The following is a 19,948-nucleotide window of genomic DNA, read 5'->3' on the forward strand; positions in this document are numbered from 1 at the left end:
CCCGTGTATGGGTCATCTCGATGTCACCCCGGGGCCCGCAGAGAGGTAGGGTCGGGGGTGGTCGGGGACATCCCAAACAGAGCTCGCCGGCACCGCATGGCCGGCGTACCAACGAGGAGATCGGTTCGTGACGATCCGCGTAGGCATCAACGGCTTCGGCCGCATCGGGCGTAACTACTTCCGCGCGCTGCTGGAGCAGGGGGCGGACATCGAGGTCGTGGCTGTCAACGACCTGGGTGACACCGCGACCACCGCTCACCTGCTCAAGTACGACACGATCCTGGGTCGCCTCAAGCAGGAGGTCTCCCACACCGCCGACACCATCACCGTGGACGGCCACACCATCAAGGTGCTCTCCGAGCGCAACCCGGCCGACATCCCCTGGGGCGAGCTGGGCGTCGACATCGTCATCGAGTCGACCGGCATCTTCACCAAGAAGGAAGACGCCGCCAAGCACATCGCCGGCGGCGCGAAGAAGGTCCTCATCTCGGCCCCGGCCAAGGACGAGGACATCACCATCGTGATGGGCGTCAACCAGGACAAGTACGACCCGGCGAACCACCACGTCATCTCCAACGCCTCCTGCACCACCAACTGTGTGGCGCCGATGGCGAAGGTCCTCGACGAGAACTTCGGGATCGTCAAGGGTCTGATGACCACGGTGCACGCGTACACGAACGACCAGCGCATCCTGGACTTCCCGCACAAGGACCTGCGCCGCGCCCGTGCCGCCGCCGAGAACATCATCCCGACCACCACCGGTGCCGCCAAGGCCACCGCCCTGGTCCTTCCGCAGCTCAAGGGCAAGCTGGACGGCATCGCCATGCGCGTCCCGGTCCCGACCGGCTCGGTCACCGACCTGGTCGTCGAGCTCGGCCGCGAGGTCACCAAGGAAGAGGTCAACGCCGCCTTCCAGAAGGCCGCCGAGGGCGAGCTCAAGGGCCTCCTCGACTACACCGAGGACCCGATCGTGTCCTCCGACATCGTCAACGCCCCGGCGTCCTGCACCTTCGACTCCTCCCTGACCATGGTCCAGGAGGGCAAGAACGTGAAGGTCATCGGTTGGTACGACAACGAGTGGGGCTACTCCAACCGCCTCGTGGACCTCACGGTCTTCGTCGGCAACCAGCTCTGATCGCCGAAGATCGCACCAGCAGGACCTCGAAGTGAGAGCAGGGCTCGGACAGCGCACCGGCGCGCTGTCCGGGCCCTGTCTCGCGTACGGATCACGCCCTCATACGATCAGGGGCATCAAGAGCCCTCCTCAGGAGTCCACTCAATGAAGACGATCGACGAACTTCTCGCCGACGGCGTGAGCGGCAAGCGGGTCTTTGTCCGCGCCGACCTCAACGTGCCGCTCGCCGACGGGACGATCACCGACGACGGCCGCATCCGCGCCGTCCTGCCCACCATCAAGGCCCTGGTGGACGCGGGCGCCAAGGTGGTCGTCGCCTCGCACCTGGGCCGCCCCAAGGGTGCCCCGGACCCCGCCTTCTCCCTCGCGCCGGCCGCCTCCCGCCTGGGTGAACTCCTCGGCTCCGCCGTGGCCTTCGCGGCCGACACCGTCGGCCGGTCCGCCCAGGACACGGTCGCGGGCCTTGCCGACGGTCAGGTCGCCGTCCTGGAGAACCTGCGCTTCAACGCCGGCGAGACCGCCAAGGACGACGCCGAGCGCGGCGCGTTCGCCGAGCAGCTCGCCGCCCTCGCCGACGTCTACGTCGGTGACGGCTTCGGCGCCGTGCACCGCATGCACGCGTCCGTCTTCGACCTGCCGAAGAAGCTGCCCCACTACGCCGGCTACCTCATCGCCACCGAGGTCGGCGTCCTGAAGAAGCTCACCGAGGACGTCAAGCGCCCCTATGTCGTCGCGCTCGGCGGCGCCAAGGTCTCCGACAAGCTCGCCGTCATCGACGAGCTGCTGAAGAAGGCCGACCGGCTGCTCATCGGCGGCGGCATGGCCTACACCTTCCTCAAGGCCAAGGGCTACGAGGTCGGCATCTCCCTGCTGCAGGAGGACCAGGTCCCGACCGTCACGGAGTACATGGAGCGCGCCGAGAAGCAGGGCGTGGAACTGGTGCTCCCCGTCGACGTCCTGGTCTCCCGGGAGTTCCCGGACCTGAAGACCAAGGCGCCGGCCGACTACACCGTGGTCGACGCGGACAAGATCCCCGCCGACCAGGAGGGCCTGGACATCGGCCCGAAGACCCGAGAGCTGTACGCCTCGAAGCTCGCCGACGCCGCGACCGTCTTCTGGAACGGTCCCATGGGCGTCTTCGAGCACCCCGACTACGCCCAGGGCACCGCCGCGGTCGCCCAGGCCCTCGTCGACTCGAACGGCTTCACCGTCGTCGGCGGCGGTGACTCCGCCGCGGCCGTGCGCACGCTCGGCTTCGACGAGAATGCATTCGGCCACATCTCGACCGGTGGCGGCGCCTCCCTCGAATACCTCGAGGGCAAGACGCTCCCCGGCCTTGCCGCACTGGAGGACTGACATTTGAGCACGCGCATGCCGCTGATGGCGGGCAACTGGAAGATGAACCTCAACCACCTCGAGGCCATCGCGCACGTCCAGAAGCTCGCCTTCGCCCTGGCCGACAAGGACTACGAGGCCGTCGAGGTCGCCGTCCTGCCGCCCTTCACCGACCTGCGCTCCGTGCAGACCCTGGTCGACGGCGACAAGCTCAAGATCAAGTACGGCGCCCAGGACCTCTCGGCGCACGACTCCGGCGCCTACACCGGCGAGATCTCCGGCCCGATGCTGGCCAAGCTGAAGTGCACGTACGTGGCCATCGGCCACTCCGAGCGCCGCCAGTACCACAACGAGACCGACGAGCTGGTCAACGCCAAGGTCAAGGCCGCCTACAAGCACGGCCTGACCCCGATCCTGTGCATCGGCGAGGAGCTGGACGTCCGCGAGGCGGGCGAGCACGTCACCCACACCCTCGCCCAGCTCGAGGGCGGTCTGAAGGACCTCCCGGCCGAGCAGGCCGAGACGATCGTGATCGCCTACGAGCCCGTGTGGGCCATCGGCACCGGCAAGGTCTGCGGCTCCCAGGACGCCCAGGAGGTCTGCGCGGCCATCCGCGCCAAGATCGCCGAGCTGTACTCGCAGGACGTGGCCGACAAGGTCCGCATCCAGTACGGCGGCTCCGTGAAGTCGGGCAACGTGGCCGAGATCATGGCCCAGGCCGACATCGACGGCGCCCTGGTCGGCGGCGCCTCGCTGGACGCCGACGAGTTCGTCAAGATCGTGCGTTTCCGCGATCAGTGACGCACGCTGTGAGTAGGCGGTAGCGACGATACGTCGTACTCTTGCGGGGGCACGGCCGAGGTGCTGTGCCCCCGTCGTCCATCCGAATCCGAGGAAGTTGGTCCAGCCGTGGTTTTGGGGTTCTCGATCGCCCTGATCGTCTTCAGCCTGCTGCTGATGCTGCTGGTGCTGATGCACAAGGGGAAGGGCGGCGGCCTCTCCGACATGTTCGGTGGCGGCATGCAGTCCTCCGTCGGCGGCTCCTCGGTCGCCGAGCGCAACCTGGACCGGATCACCATCGTGGTCGGCCTGCTGTGGTTCGCGTGCATCATCGTCCTCGGCATGCTGATGAAGACGAAGAGCTGACACCCGAGCAGCGGACACATCACGCATATTCGGTACGTAAGGCCCCATGTTCGGTACGCGCTCGTGAGCGCGGCCTATCATGGGGCTTGCGTCTAAGTGTGGGAGCTGTAACTCCAATCACTGGACGCGCGTTGGGCCTTACGTAGACTGAGGCGCTCGCAGCGAAGCGAAACGCCGACTCGCTTTGCGGCACCATTACGCAGGGAGTTACGACCGTGGCAAGTGGCAACGCGATCCGAGGAAGCCGGGTCGGGGCGGGGCCGATGGGCGAGGCCGAGCGCGGCGAGTCCGCGCCGCGGCTGCGCATCTCCTTCTGGTGCTCCAACGGGCACGAGACGCAGCCGAGCTTCGCCAGCGACGCGCAGGTCCCCGACACCTGGGACTGCCCGCGCTGCGGCTTCCCGGCCGGCCAGGACCGGGAAAACCCGCCGGACCCCCCGCGCACCGAGCCGTACAAGACGCATCTCGCGTATGTACGGGAGCGGCGCAGCGACGCGGACGGCGAGGCGATCCTCGCCGAGGCGCTCGCCAAACTGCGGGGCGAGATCTAGGACTTCACACCGGCCGGGCGCCTGAAGGTGCCTGGCCGGAGCCGTATCCGCCCGCCCGCGGCCGGTCGATTGTCAGTGGCTCCCGTTACGTTGTGTGCACAGGCGCATGGTGAGGGGGGAGCTGTGACGACGGTCGAGGAAGGGCGCGTGGCCGCGCCCGTGTGGCGCGGGGGATTCGGGCGGCTGTGGACGGCCGCCGTGGTCTCCCGGTTCGGGGACGCGTTACGGAACTCCGCGCTGCCCCTGCTCGCGGTGCGGCTCAGTGACGAACCCCTGGTCATCGCCTCGGTGACGGCCTGTGGATATGTGCCGTGGCTGCTGTTCGGGCTGCTCGGCGGGGCCGTGGCCGACCGGGTCGACGGGCGGCGGGCGATGTGGGCCGTGGACACGGTCCGCGGCCTGCTGGTGGCCGCGTTCGCCGTCGCCGTGGGACTGGACCGCGCCTCGATCCCGCTGCTGCTCGCCCTCGCCTTCGCGTTGACCACGCTCCAGACGCTTTTCGACAACGCCTCCACGGCCCTGCTGCCCGCGCTCGTGGACCGCGCGGCCCTGGGCGGCGCCAACGCCCGGCTGATGACCGGCCAGCAGATCGCCGGCGGTCTGCTCGCCGCCCCGCTCGTGCCGCTGCTGCTGACGGCGGGCGCGGCCATGCCGTTCGCCGCCGACGCGAGCACCTTCCTGGCGGCTGCCGCCCTGGTGGCGTCCCTGCGCATACGTCCGCCGGAGCGCGCGCTACGCCCCGCGGGCAGCACCCTGCGCACGGAGATCGGGGCGGGCCTGCGCGCCCTGTGGGGCGACCGGGCCCTGCGCGCGACCTGCGTGGCCACGCTGCTGTGCAACATCGGCATGGGCGGCCTGATCGCCACCCTGGCGCTGCACGTGACGCGCTGGCTGGACGCGGGCAACGCCGGATACGCGGCCGCGATGACGGCGTTCTCGGTGGGCAGCGTCACGGGCGGGTTCGTCGCCCAGCGCCTCGCGCGCCGCACCGGCCGGGTGCGGGCCCTGCTGGTCGCCGGCAGCGTCCAGACCGCGTCACTGCTGCTCATCGGATCCGTCCGGCACCTGGCCGCGCTCGTCACCGGAATGCTGCTGCTCGGCGCCATGAACATGGTCTGGAACGTCAACCAGGTCACCCTGATGCAGCAGCGCAGCCCCGAGGCGATGGTGGGCCGTATAGCCTCCGCGTTCCGCACTGCCTCGACGTCCGGCGCCCCCCTCGGCGCACTTCTCGGCGGAGTGTCGGCGCGGACGTACGGACTGAACGGTCCCGCCCTGTTCGCCGCCGTCCTGTTCGCCCTCGCCGTCACCGCGCTGATACCGGCCCGCAAGCCGGACGTACCTGTTGTTGCGCCGGACGACGATGTCACGATGGCTCGCGCGGCGCGGTGATCAATTAGGTTGGAACAGCTGGGACAGGCACGAAAGAAGGCGGAAGTCGGATATGAACGCAGAGGGCCGTACCAGGCTCAACCAGACGCCCGAGTGGACCGCTCTCGCCAAGCACCGGGAGGAGCTGGCCGACACCCATCTCAGGGAGCTGTTCGCCGCCGATCCCGGGCGCGGTGAGGGGTACACGCTCCAGGTCGGCGATCTGTACCTCGACTACTCGAAGCACCTGGTCACCGACGAGACGCTGCGGCTGCTGCGCGAGCTGGCCGCCGCCACGGACGTGTTCGGGCTGCGGGACGCCATGTTCCGCGGCGAGAAGATCAACGTCACCGAGCAGCGGGCGGTGCTGCACACCGCGCTGCGCGCCCCGCGGGACGCGGTGATCGAGGTCGACGGCGAGAACGTCGTCCCGAAGGTGCACGCCGTCCTCGACAAGATGAGCGACTTCGCCGACCGCGTCCGCTCCGGCGCCTGGACCGGCCACACCGGCCGGCGCATCAAGAACGTGGTCAACATCGGCATCGGCGGCTCCGACCTGGGCCCCGCGATGGCGTACGAGGTGCTGCGCGCCTTCACCGACCGCGATCTGACGGTCCGCTTCGTCTCCAACGTGGACGGCGCCGACCTGCACGAGGCCACCCGCGACCTGGACCCGGCCGAGACGCTGTTCATCATCGCCTCCAAGACCTTCACCACCATCGAGACGATCACCAACGCCACCTCCGCCCGCAGCTGGCTGCTGGCCGCGCTCGGTGACGAGGCAGCGGTGGCAAGGCACTTCGTCGCTTTGTCGACCAATGCCGAGAAGGTCGCCGAGTTCGGCATCGACACGGCCAACATGTTCGAGTTCTGGGACTGGGTCGGCGGCCGGTACTCGTACGACTCCGCGATCGGCCTGTCCCTGATGATCGCCATCGGCCCGGAGCGGTTCCGGGAGATGCTCGACGGTTTCCGGCTGGTCGACGACCACTTCCGCACCGCGCCCGCCGAGGCCAACGCCCCGCTGCTGCTGGGCCTGTTGGGTATCTGGTACGGCAACTTCCACGACGCCCAGTCGCACGCGGTGCTGCCGTACAGCCACTACCTGTCCAGGTTCACCGCCTACCTCCAGCAGCTGGACATGGAGTCCAACGGCAAGTACGTGGCGCGGGACGGCAGGCAGGTCGAGTGGCAGACCGGGCCCGTCGTGTGGGGTACGCCGGGCACCAACGGGCAGCACGCCTACTACCAGTTGATCCACCAGGGCACCAAGCTCATCCCGGCGGACTTCATCGGCTTCGCCGAGCCGGTGGCCGAGCTGAGCGGTGAACTCAAGGCGCAGCACGACCTGTTGATGGCCAACTTCTTCGCCCAGACCCAGGCGCTGGCCTTCGGCAAGACTGCCGAGGAGGTCCGCGCCGAAGGTGTCCCGGAGGAACTGGTCACGCACAAGACCTTCCAGGGCAACCGGCCGACGACGACCATCCTGGCGAAGGAGCTCACCCCGTCCGTCCTGGGCCAGCTGATCGCTCTCTACGAGCACAAGGTGTTCGTCCAGGGCGCGGTCTGGAACATCGACTCCTTCGACCAGTGGGGCGTGGAACTCGGCAAGGTCCTCGCCAAGCGCGTGGAACCCGCCCTGACCGAGGGAGCGGAGGTGCCCGGACTGGACGCCTCGACCAAGACGCTGGTCGCCACGTACCGGCAGCTGCGCGGCCGGAGCTGACCACCGGCCCCGCCGGGGACGCGGGACTCCGGGCGCTGCGCGCCGCCCGGTGTCCCGTAGACTCCCCGGTGATCATGAGCATCGCAACTCGGGGGAGTGTGCAGTGGCCGGTCCACGGGGGAACCGCACGCCAGGCGCGCCGCGCCGGAACTACCTGAAGGCCCATCACGCCGCCTGGGCGGTGTTCCACCCGGCCTGGATACCCGAGCCGCTCGACCCGTCCGTCGAGGAGCTCAAGCGGATCCGGGTCGCAGCGGGTACGGTCGCCGCCGTCGGCGTCTACACCTTCGTCGAGGGCGGCTTCGCCCCGGCGGAGATGCTCCAGAACCTTCTGGTCGCCTCGGTCGTCCTGCTGTTCGTCACCCCGCTCACCGTTGCGGTGATGCTCTGGATGTGGCGGCGCGCCGGAAGTCTGCGCCCGCTGCGCCCGGCGCTGCTGAAGGCGTTAGGGCTGTTGCTGACCTTCGTGGGCTCGGTCGTCGCGACCGTCCTGCTGCTGCAGAACGCCAATTCCCTGGGCGGAGGGCTGCTGGTCATCCCGGTAGGCCTGCTGACGCTGTGGATGGTCTGGTTCGTCGGCGCCGGAGCCCTCCGGATCAACGGGAACTTCTTCGGCACGGCAGCCGTCCACCGCTGTCTCCCACCGCTGCTCGCCATGGTCACCACCTGGCTGATGGCCCTGCCCGACCTGTTCACCGGCGATCTGCACGGCCTGGGGCTCGCCCTCGGCATCGTGTTCATCCTCGGGGCACCGGTGACGGTCTCCGCCATCGCGCTGTACGAGATGGCCCGCCTCAAGCGGGCCTACGGCATCCGGCTGACCGACCACCCGGGGCGGCATCCCGCGCAGAGTCCCTACAACCTCCGGTCCCCGTACGGTCGTTGAGTCCCGCAGGGGTCTTGCCGTGGGTCAGGCCACCGCGGCGACCGTGTCCGCGAGCCGTCTGCGGGCGGCACGGCCCGCCGGCAGCGCGGACAGCAGCGCGGCGCCCAGGACCGCGGCGAGGCCGACCGACAGGAGCAGCGCCGGTGACGGGGACTGGGCGATGCCGGCGCCGATGCCGCTGGAACTGCCCTGGGCGTCGATCAGCCGGCGGGCCAGCGGCAGGCCCAGCGCCGTACCGGCGATCGCCGCGGCCAGGGTCGTACAACTGGTCGCGGTGACGGTGATCGCGGTGATCTGCCGCGGGGACATGCCGATCGCCTTCAGCGCCAGTACGTCCCGCTCGCCCTCGCGGACGCTGCCGCCGATGGCGGTGAGCAGCTCGACCAGACCGATCAGGGCCAGGACCGCGATCAGCCCGGCCACGACTGCGCGCAGCGGGGAGAGGCCGTCGGCCGGGTTCGTCACGGTGTGCACGTCGAGATGACCGCGGCCGGCCGCGGCCAGGGCGGTGGCCACGTGGTGCGGATCGGCGCCGGGGCGCAGGCGCAGCTCGTAGAAGGCGGGGGAGATCCCGGGGTCGTTCTCGCGCAGGGTGTCCAGAGAGGTGGTCACGACCCGGCCGGCGTTCTGCGGTTCGATGCTGCGGCCCACGATGTGCAGGATCTGCGGCCGGTCGCCCACCGTCATGCGCACCCAGTCGCCGACCCGGGCGTGCAGCAGGTCCAGCAGGCCCTGGCCGGCCACCGCCTCGTCCGGTCCCTGTGCGGCCCGGCCCTCGGCGAGGGCGTAGGGATAGGGCTCGGCGAGGCTGCCGACCCCGCGCAGCGCGATGGTGCCGGTCTGGCCGGGGACCAGCGCGGCGACCTCGACCCCGGGATAGGCGGCGGCGACCTGGTGATCGCCGGTGAGCAGGGCCCGTACGCCGGATGCGTCCAGGGCACCGTCGGAGCGCACCGTGAGGGCCGTCGGCAGGCCCACGCGGTCCGGGCTGCTGTGGAAGCGGTCGATGGTGGTCCAGGCGCTGAGCGCCACCACGATCAGCAGCAGCGGCAGGGTCAGCCGGGCCACGGTCGCCAGTGACCGGCCGCGCCCCGCGAACGCCTTGTGGCAGCCGAGGACCAGCGGGGCCGGCAGCCGTAGCCCCAGCGCCCGCCGGGCCAGGGCGGTCAGCCCCCCACCCGCCGGTGCGGCCGGACGCGGCACCGGAACCGGCGGCACCCGCCCGGCCCGCCAGGCCGCGAGCCCGGTGGTCAGCCCGATGAACAGCACCGCGCCCACCGGCACCAGGAACAGCGCCAGGGTGTGCCCCGGCAGCCCTTGCCACACGCCCACGGCGTCGCCGAGCCGGCCGGGGATCCGGGTCCCCAGGGCCTCGATGAGCGCGGCGGCGGCCACCGAGCCCAGCAGCGCGTACGCCAGGTGCTGCAGCAGGAAGATCCGGACGACCTGGCCGGGGGTGAAACCGATCGCCTTCAGCACCGACAGGTCCCGCAGATGCCCCCGGATGCGGGTGGCGATCGCCCCGTGCACGGCGAACCCCGCGGCGATCAGGGCGCCGAGCCCGAACAGGCCGAGCACCTGCCCGAGCAGCCGGTTGTCGCCCTGGGCCGCCGAGCGCGCCTGCTCCCAGGTGGAGACCTCGCCGACCGCGCCCGCGCCCAGCACCGTGACGGCACGCTGCACCGCGTAGTCCGTGTCGGCCGGGTCGGCAAGGCGCAGCCCGATCACCTGGCCGCCGGGGGCGCGCACGGCGGACGGCAGCGCCCACACCAGCCCCGGCTGCTCGCCCGGGCTGTAGCGGGGCTCGGCGCTGTCCGCGATGCCCTCGACGGTCAGGGAGCGGGTCGTACCGGGCAGCGTGAGGGTGTCCCCGGGCTCGGCCAGCAGGGCCCGGGCCAGGCTGCTCTCCAGCACCACACCGTCCGGTTCGGCCGTATCCAGCCAGTGCCCGGTGGTGATGAGCGGCCGGCCCACGGAGGGCAGCTGCGGTGTGCCGCGCAGTTCCACGGAGGCGCGGGCGCCGCGTACGGCGATGGTGGCGGACTCGGTGCGGTAGGGGCCGGTCACGGACTCGACGCCGTCCAGCCGGGCCAGTTCGCGGGCGTCGGCCGACGGCACGGTGTGGATCCACACATGCGCCCCGCGGGCCTGGGCGAAGACCCGCTGCCAGGGGTTGGTCGCATACCCGAACAGGGCGGTGGCCAGCAGCAGCGAGCCGACGATCCCGGCGGTGGCCAGCACGAGGAACAGCGCCTCGCCACGGTGGGTGCGCAGATCGGAGTGCGCCCAGCGCAGGGTCGCCCGCATGTCCCTCAGGTCCGGCATGGTCAGTCCCTGAGTTCCAGCACACCGGAGATGCCGCTGCGGCGGGGCGGCGGGCCGTCCAGGGGCGCGTCGTCGGCTATCCGGCCGTCGAAGAAGCTGATCACGCGGTCGGCGGCGCTGGCCAGGCGGGCGTCGTGGGTGACCAGCACGATCGTCTGGCCACGTCCGTGGAAACGGGACAGCAGCCGCATCACCTCACGCGTGCCCTTGCTGTCCAGGCTCCCGGCGGGCTCGTCGGCCAGCAGCAGCGGGGGGTGGTTGACCAGGGCGCGGGCGAGCGCGACCCGCTGCTGCTCGCCGCCGGACAGCTCGCCCGGCATGCTGCGCTCCTTGCCCTCCAGGCCCAGCTCGGCGAGCAGCTCCGCGCGCTCGGCGCGGGCCTTCTTCGGCGGGGTGCCGGCCAGCAGCGCGGGCAGTTCGACGTTGTCGGCCACCGACAGGTTCGACACCAGGTTGAAGAACTGGAAGACGATCCCGATGGCCTTCCTGCGCTCCACCGCCCAGCGCGCCTCGCCGAAGGAGTCCGTGCACCGGCCGTCGAGCCAGATGCTGCCCTCGTCCGGCCGTTGCAGCCCGCCGAGCAGATGCAGCAGCGTCGACTTGCCGGCGCCGGACGGACCGGTGATCGCCACGAACTCGCCCCGCCCCACCGAAAGATCGACCCCGCGCACGGCACGCGCGGGCGCGCCCACGCCGTGGTGGGTCTTGACCAGCCCTTCCGCGCGCAGCACCGGAGTGTCCTCGGCCCGCGGAACCGGAGTACCGTCCTCGCTCATTCCAGTTCCTCCTGGCACCGCTCCAGCCAGTCGAGATCGGCCTGCAGATGCAGCATCGCGCCCTCGATGAGCAGATGGGCGATGCGGTTGTCCCGGTTCTCGGCCGCGGCCAGTTTCGACAGAGTGCGCATGGTGTTGAGGTACTGGCGCCGCTGTCTGTTGATGAGGGCGATCTGCTCGGCGAGACCGGTCTGCGGGGCGAGGGCGAGCTTCATGAAGAACTCGTCCCGCACCCGCGGCTCGTCCTCGGTCTCCTCGAACCAGGCGTGCAGCGCCTCCCGCCCGGCGTCGGTGAGGTGGTAGACCTTCTTGTTGGGTCGGCTGGACTGCTCGACGTCCTCGCCCTCGATCAGTCCCGACTTCTCGAGGCGGCCGAGGGTGACGTATATCTGGCCGACGTTCGGCTGAGGGTACGCGGAGCCCAGCAGTTGCTCAAGGTCTTGTTTCAGCTCGTAGCCGTGGGCCGGGCCGCGGGCGAGGAGTGCCAGGAGGGGCAGGCGCACTCGTGCTGTCCTCCTGTCTGCTCACAATGTGCTCCAGGCCCTAGTGTGATGCGCCTGAAATCGCAGGCTTAAGTCTGTAGCCTGTTTTCATGTCTCGGGGTCCTCGTGCCGTCGAAGTTGTGCTGTCCGATGAGGAGCGCGCCGAGTTGTTGCGCTGGGCGGGCGGGGCAGTGGCGCCCCGTCTCGCCGAGCGGGCACGCATCGTCTTGGCGTGTGCGGATGGGAAGCCGAATACGCGTGTGGCGGCGGAGTTCAAGGTAACCGCGGACACGGTGAGGAAGTGGCGCTCGCGGTTTGCTGCCCGGCGGATGGCCGGGCTTGCGGATGAGCCGCGGCCGGGCCGACGCAAGTCGGAGCTGGTGCTCAGTGATGACGAACGGGCTCAGCTGACGCGTTGGGCGAGGCGCGCGAAGACCGCGCAGTTTTTGGCTCTGCGCGCGAGGATCGTGCTGCGGTGCGCGGAGGGCGGGACGAACAAGCAGGTGGCGGCCGAGCTCGGGGTGAGCGAGCAGTCGGTGAACCGCTGGCGGGCCCGGTTCGTCAAGCGGCGGCTGGACGGTCTGGTCGACGAGCCGCGGCCCGGCCGGCCGCCGTCCATCCTGCTCGACCAGGTCGAGGACGTGGTCGTCGCGACGCTGGAATCCGCCCCGGGCCAGGACACCCACTGGTCGCGGGCCTCCATGGCCGCCCGCACCGGGCTGTCGAAGTCCACCATCGGGCGGATCTGGAAGAAGTTCGACCTCAAGCCGCACCTGCAGGACGCCTTCAAGCTCTCCACCGACCCGCAGTTCGTCGCGAAGGTCGTCGACGTCGTCGGCCTGTACCACAACCCGCCGGAGAAAGCCGTGGTGTTGTGCGTGGACGAGAAGAGCCAGATTCAGGCGCTGGACCGCTCGCAGCCGGTGCTGCCGATGATGCCGGGCATGCCCGAACGGCGCACCCACGACTACCTGCGACACGGCATCACCAGCCTGTTCGCCGCCTTCAACATCGCCGACGGCACTGTCATCGGTGAACTGCACCGCCGCCACCGGGCCGTCGAGTTCAAGAAGTTTCTGGTCACGATAGACAAGGCGGTTCCTGCCGGGCTCGATGTGCACCTGGTGTGTGACAACTACGCCACCCACAACACCCCCGAGATCAAGACCTGGCTCGGCAAGCACCCCCGCTTCCATGTCCACTTCACTCCGACCGGCTCTTCCTGGATCAACCAGGTCGAGCGGTGGTTCGGCCTGCTCACCGACAAGCTCATCCGCCGAGGCGTCCACACCTCGGTGAAGGCGCTGGAGGAGGACATCAGGGCCTGGATCGACTCATGGAACGAGAACCCCCGGCCCTTCACCTGGACCAAGACCGCCGACGAGATCCTCAAATCCCTCGCCGACTACCTCACCAAGCTCACTCCGCCAGCCACCGAAAATCAGCGAGAGACTTAAGCCTGCGATTTCAGGCGCATCACACTAGTATCGCTCATACCTAACAGGTATACATGGCCTCTGTCTCCCGGCGAGGGTGCCCGGAGCCATGTGCACGTGTTCAGGGAGGAACCTATGCGGTGGATACGCATCGCCGGTAGGGGTCCCTGGATACGGGCCGCCTGCAGGGGGCTGCTCGCACTCGCCGTGATCATGACCGGGTACGTCGCCTCCGGTGCCCGCGCCGACGAGGGCGCCGGTGGCGGCCGTGGTCCGCTCACCCTGGCCACCGCCGGCGATCTCACCGGCTATCTGGGCCCGCTGCTCCAGGGCTGGAACCGCACCCACCCCGGCGAGAAGGTCACCCTCGTCGAGCTGCCGGACTCGGCCGACGAGACCCATGCGCAGATGACCACCGACCTGCGCGGCGGCGACCGGGGCCGCTTCGACGTGCTCAACATCGACGTCAACTGGACCTCGGAGTTCGCCGCGGCCGGCTGGATACGGCCCCTCCCGAGAGAACGTTTCCCCCTCGGCAGCTTCCTGCCGCCGGTCGTGGACACGGCCACCTACGACGGCCGTCTGTACGCGGTCCCGTATGTCACGAATGCCGGACTGCTCCTGTATCGCAAGGACATCCTCGCCAAGGAGGGCGTGCCCCCGCCGCGCACCTGGGCCGAGCTGGAGCACGACGCGAAGACCATAGCGCCGAAATACGGACTCGGCGGCTACGCCGGCCAGTTCCTGCCCTACGAGGGGCTCACCGTCAACGCGGCCGAGGCCGTGTACTCGGCGGGCGGCACGATCCTCGGCGGCGAGGGCACCCGGGTCACCGTCGGCTCCTCCGCCGCCCGCGAGGGCATCGGCTTCCTCGCCCGGGGCGTCCGTGAGGGCTGGATACCGAAGGCGGCGCTGACGTACAAGGAGGAGGAGTCCAAGCAGGCGTTCCAGGACGGCAGGCTGCTCTTCCTGCGCAACTGGCCCTACGCCTACGTCGTCGCCTCCGCCGGCGGTTCCAAGGTCGCCGGGAAGATCGGCGCCGTACCGCTGCCCGGACCCGACGGGCCGGGGACGAGCGTGCTCGGCGGCTCCGATCTCGCGGTCAACTCCCATGCCCGGCACCCCGATTCGGCCGCGCGTCTGATCGCCTACCTCACCAGTGCGCCCGTCCAGCGCCAGGTGCTCACCCGGGGTGCGCTGCCACCCGTACGCGCCGCGCTCTACGAAGACCCCGCGCTGGTACGGCGCTTCCCCTATCTCCCCACCCTGCGCACCGCCGTGCTCACTGCCCGGCCGCGCCCCAAGAGCCCGCACTACGACCAGGTCAGCCTCGTGGTGCAGGCGGTCGTGCGGGATGCGCTCACCGGGCGGGAGACGCCCGAGCAGGCCGTGCGCCGGCTCGCGCGCGAGCTCGACGCGATCGCCCGTCGCTAGTTACTTGTTAGGTAACGCGCCGGTCTCATCTTGCCGCGCGATGCCCTGTTAAGTCCGTATTTGCTCCGTCAACTCGCCAGTAGCTTGCGTTCTTTTCGTTGACACCCTCACGACACGCCTACCTAACATGCATGCATGTTGAGTAGGTACCACTGGTGGCGCGACGCGGTCATCTACCAGGTCTACGTCCGCAGCTTCCTGGACAGCACCGGCGACGGCGTCGGTGATCTGGCCGGCGTCCGGGCCGGGCTGCCGTATCTGAAGAAGCTCGGTGTCGACGGCATCTGGCTGAGCCCGTTCTATCCCTCGCCGCAGCACGACCACGGCTACGACGTGGCCGACTACTGCGGGGTCGACCCGCTCTTCGGTGACCTCGCCGAGTTCGACCTGCTGATGGCGGCCGCCCGGCGGCTCGGCATCAAGGTGCTGCTCGACATCGTCCCCAACCACTGCTCCAGCGAGCACCCGTGGTTCCGCGAGGCCCTGGCCGGCGCACCCGGCAGCCCGGCCCGCGCCCGCTTCCACTTCGCCGACGGCCAGGGACCTCAGGGCGCCGAGCCCCCCAACAACTGGCACGCCATGTTCGGCGGCCCGGCCTGGACCAGGGTCGCCGACGGCCAGTGGTACCTGCACATGTTCACGCCCGAGCAGCCCGACTGGAACTGGCGCGACCCCGAGGTCGCCGCCGAGTTCGACCGCGTCCTGCGCTTCTGGCTCGACCGCGGCGTCGACGGCTTCCGCATCGACGTGGCGGCCGGACTGTACAAGCACCCCGAACTGCCCGACTCCGACGACCCGGAGGCCGACGCCCGCACCCGCGACTCGGTCAACCCGCTCGCCTGGAACCAGCCCGAGGTGCACGAGGTGTGGCGCCGCTGGCGCGCTCTGTGCGAGGAGTACACCGCACGCGACGGCCGCGAGCGCCTCCTCGTCGGCGAGGTCTCCGTCCCCACCGCCCGCGAACACGCCCTGTACGTCCGCCCGGACGAACTCCACCAGGCCTTCTTCTTCGACCTGCTCGGCGCCTCCTGGGACGCCGACGCCTTCCGCAAGGTCATCTCCGAGGCCATGCAGGACATCGCCGGTACGGGCTCGACCGTCACCTGGGTCCTCAACAACCACGACCAGGTCCGCACCGTCACCCGCTACGGCGAACCCGCCACCGAGGGCAGCGGCCTCGGCGCCGCCCGCGCCCGCGCCGCCGCGCTGCTCATGCTGGCGCTGCCCGGAGCCGCGTACATCTACCAGGGCGAGGAACTGGGCCTGCCCGAGGTCGTCGACCTGCCCGACGACGTCCTCACCGACCCGATATTCCGCCGCACCGGCAGCCGCGCCCGGATCCGCGACGGCTGCCGGGTGCCGCTGCCCTGGTCCGGGCAGGCCTCCCCGTTCGGCTTCACCTCCGGCGTGGAAGGCGCCAAGCCCTGGCTGCCGCAGCCCGACTACTTCGCCGAGTACGCCACCGACCGCGCCCTCGCCGACACCCGCTCCTTCTGGCACCTCTACCGGGACGGACTCCAACTCCGATCCAGCCTCCCCCAGTTGGGCGATGGCACGCTCCAGTGGCTGGACAGCCCGCCCGGCGTCCTCGCCTTCACCCGCGGTGACGGCCTGGTCTGCGCCGTCAACTTCGGTACGGCCCCCACCCCCGCCCCGGTCTCCGGCACCCCCCTGCTCTCCAGCGGCCCCGTCACGCCCGGCGTCCTGCCCGGCTCCACGGCCGCCTGGTGGCTCGACCTCTGATCCCCGGCAACTCACCTCCTGTCGAAAGGCACGTCAGCGATGATGCGACGACGTACGACCCTGCTCACCAGCTGCACCGCCCTCGCCCTGGCGCTCGGCGCGACCGCCTGCGGCGGCGGACCGGTCTCCGCGGGCGGCGGCGACAAGGCACTCAGCGGCCAGACGGTCACCGTGGCCGGCGTCTGGTCCGGCAGCGAACAGAAGAACTTCCAGAAGGTCCTGGACGCCTTCACCGCGAAGACCGGCGCCAAGACCCAGTTCGTGTCGACCGGCGACAACGTCTCCACGGTCGTCGGCAGCAAGATCGAGGGCGGCAACGCGCCCGACGTCGTCATGGTCCCGCAGGTCGGCGTTCTGCAGCAGTTCGCGCAGAAGGGCTGGCTGAAGCCGCTGTCGCCGACCGCCCAGCAGACGATCGGCGCCGACTACTCGCCCGTGTGGAAGAAGTACGGCAGCGTCGGCGGCACCCTGTACGGCCTGTACTTCAAGGCCGCCCACAAGTCGACCGTCTGGTACAGCCCCGGCGCGCTCGCCCAGGCCGGGGTCAAGCCGCCGAAGACGTACGACGAGATGCTCAAGGCCGGCCACACCGTCTCCGACTCCGGGCTCGCCGCCTTCGCCGTCGGCGGCGAGGACGGCTGGACCCTCACCGACTGGTTCGAGAACATCTACCTCTCCCAGGCCGGACCCGAGAAGTACGACGCCCTCGCCGCCCACAAGCTGAAGTGGACCGACCCCTCGGTCGTCGACGCGCTCACCACGCTCGGCAAGCTGTTCAAGGACAAGCAGCTCGTCGCGGGCGGCCAGAAGGGGGCCCTGAACACCGACTTCCCGAGCTCGGTGGAGAAGGTCTTCGGGCCCAAGCCCGAGGCCGGCATGGTTTACGAGGGCGACTTCGTGGCCGGTGTCGCCCACGACCAGTTCGGCAAGACCATCGGCAAGGACGCGAACTTCTTCCCGTTCCCGGCCGTCGGCGGCGGTACGGCACCGGTGGTCAGCGGCGGTGACGCGGCGGTCGTCCTCAAGGACGGCAAGAACGCCAAGGCCGGCATGAAGCTCCTGGAGTACCTGGCCACCCCCGAGGCCGCGGCCGTCTGGGCCAAGGCCGGCGGCTTCCTGTCCCCGAACAAGAAGCTCGACCCCGCCTCCTACGGCGACGACGTCACCCGCGCCACCGCCAAGTCGCTGATCGACGCGGGCGACTCGGTCCGCTTCGACATGTCCGACCAGGCCCCGGCGGCCTTCGGCGGCACCAAGGGCGCCGGCGAGTGGAAGCTGCTCCAGGACTTCCTGCGCGACCCGTCCGACCCGAAGGGCACCGCGGCGAAGCTGGAATCCGCGGCGGCGAAGGCCTACCAGGGCTGAGCGGCTGCATCATGACCGCCACCACTGTCGTGAAACAGCAGGCGGGCCCGCGGGCCGCCGGCGTGGCGCGCGGGCGCCGCAGCCGGCGGCGCGCCCGGCTGATCGCCCTGCTCTTCGTCTTCCCCGCGCTGCTCCTGCTCGGCGCGCTCGTCGTCTACCCGGTGCTGTTCTCCGTCGGCCGCAGCTTCTTCGACGCCTCCGGCACCCGGTTCGTGGGCGGCGACAACTACACCGAGATGTTCCGCGACCCGGCCACCCTGAAGGCCATCCGCAACACCACCATCTGGGTGGTCGTGGCCCCGGCCCTGCTGACCGGCCTCGGCCTGATCCTCGCCGTCCTGGTGGAGAAGGTCCGCTGGGCCACGGCGTTCAAGCTCCTGCTCTTCATGCCGATGGCGGTGTCCTTCCTGGCCGCCGGCATCATCTTCCGGCTCGCCTACGACGAGGACCCGAACAAGGGCGTGCTCAACGCGGCCGCCGTCTCCGTCCACGACGCCTTCGAGGGCACGTCCTCGTACCCGACGGCGCGCGGCCGGGAGGGCCTGCTGACCCAGGACCGGGACGGCTCGTACCGCACGACCGCCGCCGCCGGCCGCTCGGTGGCGCTCCCCATGGTCGGCGTGCTGCCCAAGGACCTGCCCAAGAACGCCTCGCCCGCCTACCCGGCGGCCGGCCGGAAGGCCGCGCCCGGCGAGCTGCGCGGTGTCGTCTACCTGGACTTCACCCCCGGCGGCGGAGGCAAGCAGGGCAAGGTCGACCCGAAGGAGAGCGGCCTGCCCGGGATGAAGGTCGAGGCGGTGCGGGACGGCGGCACGGTCGCGAGCACGACGACCGCGGCCGACGGCTCCTTCCGCTTCTCCGGGCTGCGCGCGGGCTCGTACACGGTGAAACTCCCCCGGTCCAACTTCGCCCCGCCCTACCAGGGCATCTCCTGGCTCGGACCGACGCTCGTCACCCCGGCGATCATCGGCGCGTACCTGTGGATCTGGACGGGTTTCGCGATGGTCCTGATCGGCGCGGGTCTGTCCGCCCTGCCCCGGGACGCGCTGGAGGCCGCGCGGATGGACGGCGCGAACGAGTGGCAGATCTTCCGCAGGATCACCGTGCCGCTGCTCGCGCCCGTGCTCACCGTGGTCTTCGTGACCCTCGTGATCAATGTGATGAAGGTCTTCGACCTCGTCTACATCATCGCGCCCGGACCGGTGCAGGAGGACGCCACGGTGCTGGCCACACAGATGTGGCTGGTCTCCTTCGGCGGCGGCAACAACCAGGGCCTCGGCAGCGCCCTGGGCGTCCTGCTCCTGCTCCTGGTGATCCCGGCGATGGTCTTCAACGTCCGCCGCTTCCGCAACAGTCAACGATGAGGAGTCAGCGATGAACGCGATCAGGCGGGGCCTGGGCAGCGGCCTGGTGCAGGCCTTCCTGGTGGTGATCGGCCTGGTCTGGCTGACCCCGCTGGCGGGCCTGTTCCTCTCCTCCCTCCGCTCGGCGCAGGACACCGCGAAGGGCGGCTGGTGGACGGCCCTGGCCAGCCCGAGCCAGCTGTCCTTCGACAACTACTCGGCGCTGCTGAAGAACTCCGGCATGACGCAGGCCTTCTGGAACACGGTCCTGATCTCGGTACCGGCGACCACCCTCGTCGTGGTCATCGCCGCCCTCGCCGGATACGCCTTCGCCTGGCTGGACTTCCCCCTCCGGGAGCCGATCTTCCTGCTGGTGGTGGCCCTGTTGGTGGTGCCGGTCCAGATCGGCCTGCTGCCGGTGGCCAAACTCTTCGGCGCGCTGGGCCTGTTCGGCACGATCCCCGGAGTCGTCCTCTTCCACGTCGCCTACGGCCTCCCCTTCGCCGTGTTCCTGCTGCGCAACTACTTCGCGGAGATGCCGAAGGAGATGCTGGAGGCGGCGCGGATGGACGGCGGCAGCGAGTGGCGCATCTTCACCCGTCTGGTCCTGCCGGTGGGGCGCCCCGCGATCGCCTCGCTCGCCATCTTCCAGTTCCTCTGGGTGTGGAACGACATGCTGGTCGCCCTGCTCTTCGCCGACAGCTCCTCGCAGCCGCTGACGGTGGAACTCCAGTCCCAGATCCGGCAGTTCGGCAGCAACATCGACGTGCTGGCGCCGGGCGCGTTCCTGTCCCTGATCGTGCCGGTGGTGGTGTTCTTCGCCTTCCAGCGGCACTTCGTGCAGGGCGTGATGGCGGGCTCGGTCAAATGAGTCGGGCGGCGGGGAACCGGAGC

17 protein-coding genes are annotated in these 19,948 nt (G+C 70.2%); 14 read left to right on the top strand and 3 right to left on the bottom strand.

The window, feature by feature from the left end; genetic code table 11:
* The first annotated feature begins 127 nt into the window (after nt 1-127).
* The 8 genes from gap to BFF78_RS31570 all read left to right on the top strand — a co-directional run bounded on the left by gap (nt 128) and on the right by BFF78_RS31570 (nt 8,150).
* Nucleotides 128-1,135: a type I glyceraldehyde-3-phosphate dehydrogenase gene (gene gap / locus BFF78_RS31535; RefSeq protein ID WP_069781521.1), complete on the top strand. Its 1,008-nt coding sequence runs from the start codon at nt 128-130 to the stop codon at nt 1,133-1,135.
* A 144-nt stretch (nt 1,136-1,279) separates the two neighbouring features.
* Nucleotides 1,280-2,491: a phosphoglycerate kinase gene (locus tag BFF78_RS31540; protein ID WP_069781522.1), complete on the top strand. Its 1,212-nt coding sequence runs from the start codon at nt 1,280-1,282 to the stop codon at nt 2,489-2,491.
* A gap of 3 nt (nt 2,492-2,494) precedes the next feature.
* Complete coding sequence (gene tpiA / locus BFF78_RS31545; RefSeq protein WP_069781523.1) at nt 2,495-3,271, top strand: triose-phosphate isomerase; 777 nt, start codon at nt 2,495-2,497, stop codon at nt 3,269-3,271.
* 108 nt (nt 3,272-3,379) lie between these two features.
* Complete coding sequence (gene secG / locus BFF78_RS31550) at nt 3,380-3,616, top strand: preprotein translocase subunit SecG (protein WP_079161561.1); 237 nt, start codon at nt 3,380-3,382, stop codon at nt 3,614-3,616.
* Between the two features lie 215 nt (nt 3,617-3,831).
* Nucleotides 3,832-4,167: an RNA polymerase-binding protein RbpA gene (locus tag BFF78_RS31555; RefSeq protein ID WP_078649359.1), complete on the top strand. Its 336-nt coding sequence runs from the start codon at nt 3,832-3,834 to the stop codon at nt 4,165-4,167.
* Between the two features lie 123 nt (nt 4,168-4,290).
* Nucleotides 4,291-5,559, top strand: a complete 1,269-nt coding sequence (locus BFF78_RS31560; RefSeq protein WP_079161562.1) for an MFS transporter — start codon at nt 4,291-4,293, stop codon at nt 5,557-5,559.
* A 52-nt stretch (nt 5,560-5,611) separates the two neighbouring features.
* Nucleotides 5,612-7,264 (top strand): glucose-6-phosphate isomerase, encoded by a 1,653-nt coding sequence (gene pgi / locus BFF78_RS31565; RefSeq protein ID WP_069781525.1) that lies wholly within the window; start codon nt 5,612-5,614, stop codon nt 7,262-7,264.
* Nucleotides 7,265-7,367: 103 nt separating this feature from the next.
* Entirely contained in the window at nt 7,368-8,150 is a 783-nt protein-coding gene (locus BFF78_RS31570; RefSeq protein WP_069781526.1) for a hypothetical protein, read from the top strand.
* Nucleotides 8,151-8,174: 24 nt separating this feature from the next.
* Here the strand turns inward: BFF78_RS31570 and BFF78_RS31575 are convergent, their stop codons facing one another.
* From BFF78_RS31575 to BFF78_RS31585, 3 genes are read right to left on the bottom strand one after another with little or no spacing between them, the layout of a single operon-like run.
* Nucleotides 8,175-10,457, bottom strand: a complete 2,283-nt coding sequence (locus BFF78_RS31575) for an ABC transporter permease (protein ID WP_069783937.1) — start codon at nt 10,455-10,457, stop codon at nt 8,175-8,177.
* Between the two features lie 20 nt (nt 10,458-10,477).
* Nucleotides 10,478-11,251, bottom strand: a complete 774-nt coding sequence (locus tag BFF78_RS31580) for an ABC transporter ATP-binding protein (protein ID WP_069781527.1) — start codon at nt 11,249-11,251, stop codon at nt 10,478-10,480.
* On the bottom strand, nt 11,248-11,754 hold the full coding sequence (locus tag BFF78_RS31585) for a PadR family transcriptional regulator (protein WP_069781528.1): 507 nt from the start codon (nt 11,752-11,754) through the stop codon (nt 11,248-11,250). The genes BFF78_RS31580 and BFF78_RS31585 overlap by 4 nt, the downstream gene beginning before the upstream one ends.
* A gap of 89 nt (nt 11,755-11,843) precedes the next feature.
* On the opposite strand from BFF78_RS31585, the gene BFF78_RS31590 reads away from it, so the two are divergent.
* From BFF78_RS31590 to BFF78_RS31615, 6 genes are all read left to right on the top strand, one after another.
* On the top strand, nt 11,844-13,190 hold the full coding sequence (locus BFF78_RS31590; RefSeq protein ID WP_079161050.1) for an IS630 family transposase: 1,347 nt from the start codon (nt 11,844-11,846) through the stop codon (nt 13,188-13,190).
* Between the two features lie 114 nt (nt 13,191-13,304).
* Nucleotides 13,305-14,603, top strand: a complete 1,299-nt coding sequence (locus BFF78_RS31595) for an ABC transporter substrate-binding protein (RefSeq protein WP_069781529.1) — start codon at nt 13,305-13,307, stop codon at nt 14,601-14,603.
* Between the two features lie 135 nt (nt 14,604-14,738).
* A complete protein-coding gene (locus BFF78_RS31600; RefSeq protein ID WP_193433580.1) occupies nt 14,739-16,346 on the top strand; it encodes a glycoside hydrolase family 13 protein in 1,608 nt (535 codons plus the stop codon).
* A 39-nt stretch (nt 16,347-16,385) separates the two neighbouring features.
* Nucleotides 16,386-17,711, top strand: coding sequence for an ABC transporter substrate-binding protein (locus tag BFF78_RS31605; RefSeq protein WP_069781530.1), 1,326 nt, complete (start codon nt 16,386-16,388; stop codon nt 17,709-17,711).
* 11 nt (nt 17,712-17,722) lie between these two features.
* Nucleotides 17,723-19,075, top strand: a complete 1,353-nt coding sequence (locus BFF78_RS31610; protein ID WP_069781531.1) for an ABC transporter permease — start codon at nt 17,723-17,725, stop codon at nt 19,073-19,075.
* A 10-nt stretch (nt 19,076-19,085) separates the two neighbouring features.
* Nucleotides 19,086-19,925, top strand: a complete 840-nt coding sequence (locus tag BFF78_RS31615) for a carbohydrate ABC transporter permease (protein WP_069781532.1) — start codon at nt 19,086-19,088, stop codon at nt 19,923-19,925.
* Nucleotides 19,926-19,948 lie beyond the last annotated feature (23 nt).

Source organism: Streptomyces fodineus (assembly GCF_001735805.1).
GTDB lineage: Bacteria > Actinomycetota > Actinomycetes > Streptomycetales > Streptomycetaceae > Streptomyces > Streptomyces fodineus.

Excerpts from the sequence above, each read along its gene's own strand:
- BFF78_RS31600 (WP_193433580.1), top strand. The coding sequence starts at position 14,739 with ATGTTGAGTAGGTACCACTGGTGGCGCGACGCGGTCATCTACCAGGTC.
- BFF78_RS31605 (WP_069781530.1), top strand. The coding sequence starts at position 16,386 with ATGATGCGACGACGTACGACCCTGCTCACCAGCTGCACCGCCCTCGCC.
- BFF78_RS31610 (WP_069781531.1), top strand. The coding sequence starts at position 17,723 with ATGACCGCCACCACTGTCGTGAAACAGCAGGCGGGCCCGCGGGCCGCC.
- BFF78_RS31615 (WP_069781532.1), top strand. The coding sequence starts at position 19,086 with ATGAACGCGATCAGGCGGGGCCTGGGCAGCGGCCTGGTGCAGGCCTTC.
- BFF78_RS31580 (WP_069781527.1), bottom strand. The coding sequence starts at position 11,251 with ATGAGCGAGGACGGTACTCCGGTTCCGCGGGCCGAGGACACTCCGGTG.
- BFF78_RS31590 (WP_079161050.1), top strand. The coding sequence starts at position 11,844 with ATGTCTCGGGGTCCTCGTGCCGTCGAAGTTGTGCTGTCCGATGAGGAG.
- BFF78_RS31595 (WP_069781529.1), top strand. The coding sequence starts at position 13,305 with ATGCGGTGGATACGCATCGCCGGTAGGGGTCCCTGGATACGGGCCGCC.
- pgi (WP_069781525.1), top strand. The coding sequence starts at position 5,612 with ATGAACGCAGAGGGCCGTACCAGGCTCAACCAGACGCCCGAGTGGACC.
- BFF78_RS31575 (WP_069783937.1), bottom strand. The coding sequence starts at position 10,457 with ATGCGGGCGACCCTGCGCTGGGCGCACTCCGATCTGCGCACCCACCGT.
- BFF78_RS31540 (WP_069781522.1), top strand. The coding sequence starts at position 1,280 with ATGAAGACGATCGACGAACTTCTCGCCGACGGCGTGAGCGGCAAGCGG.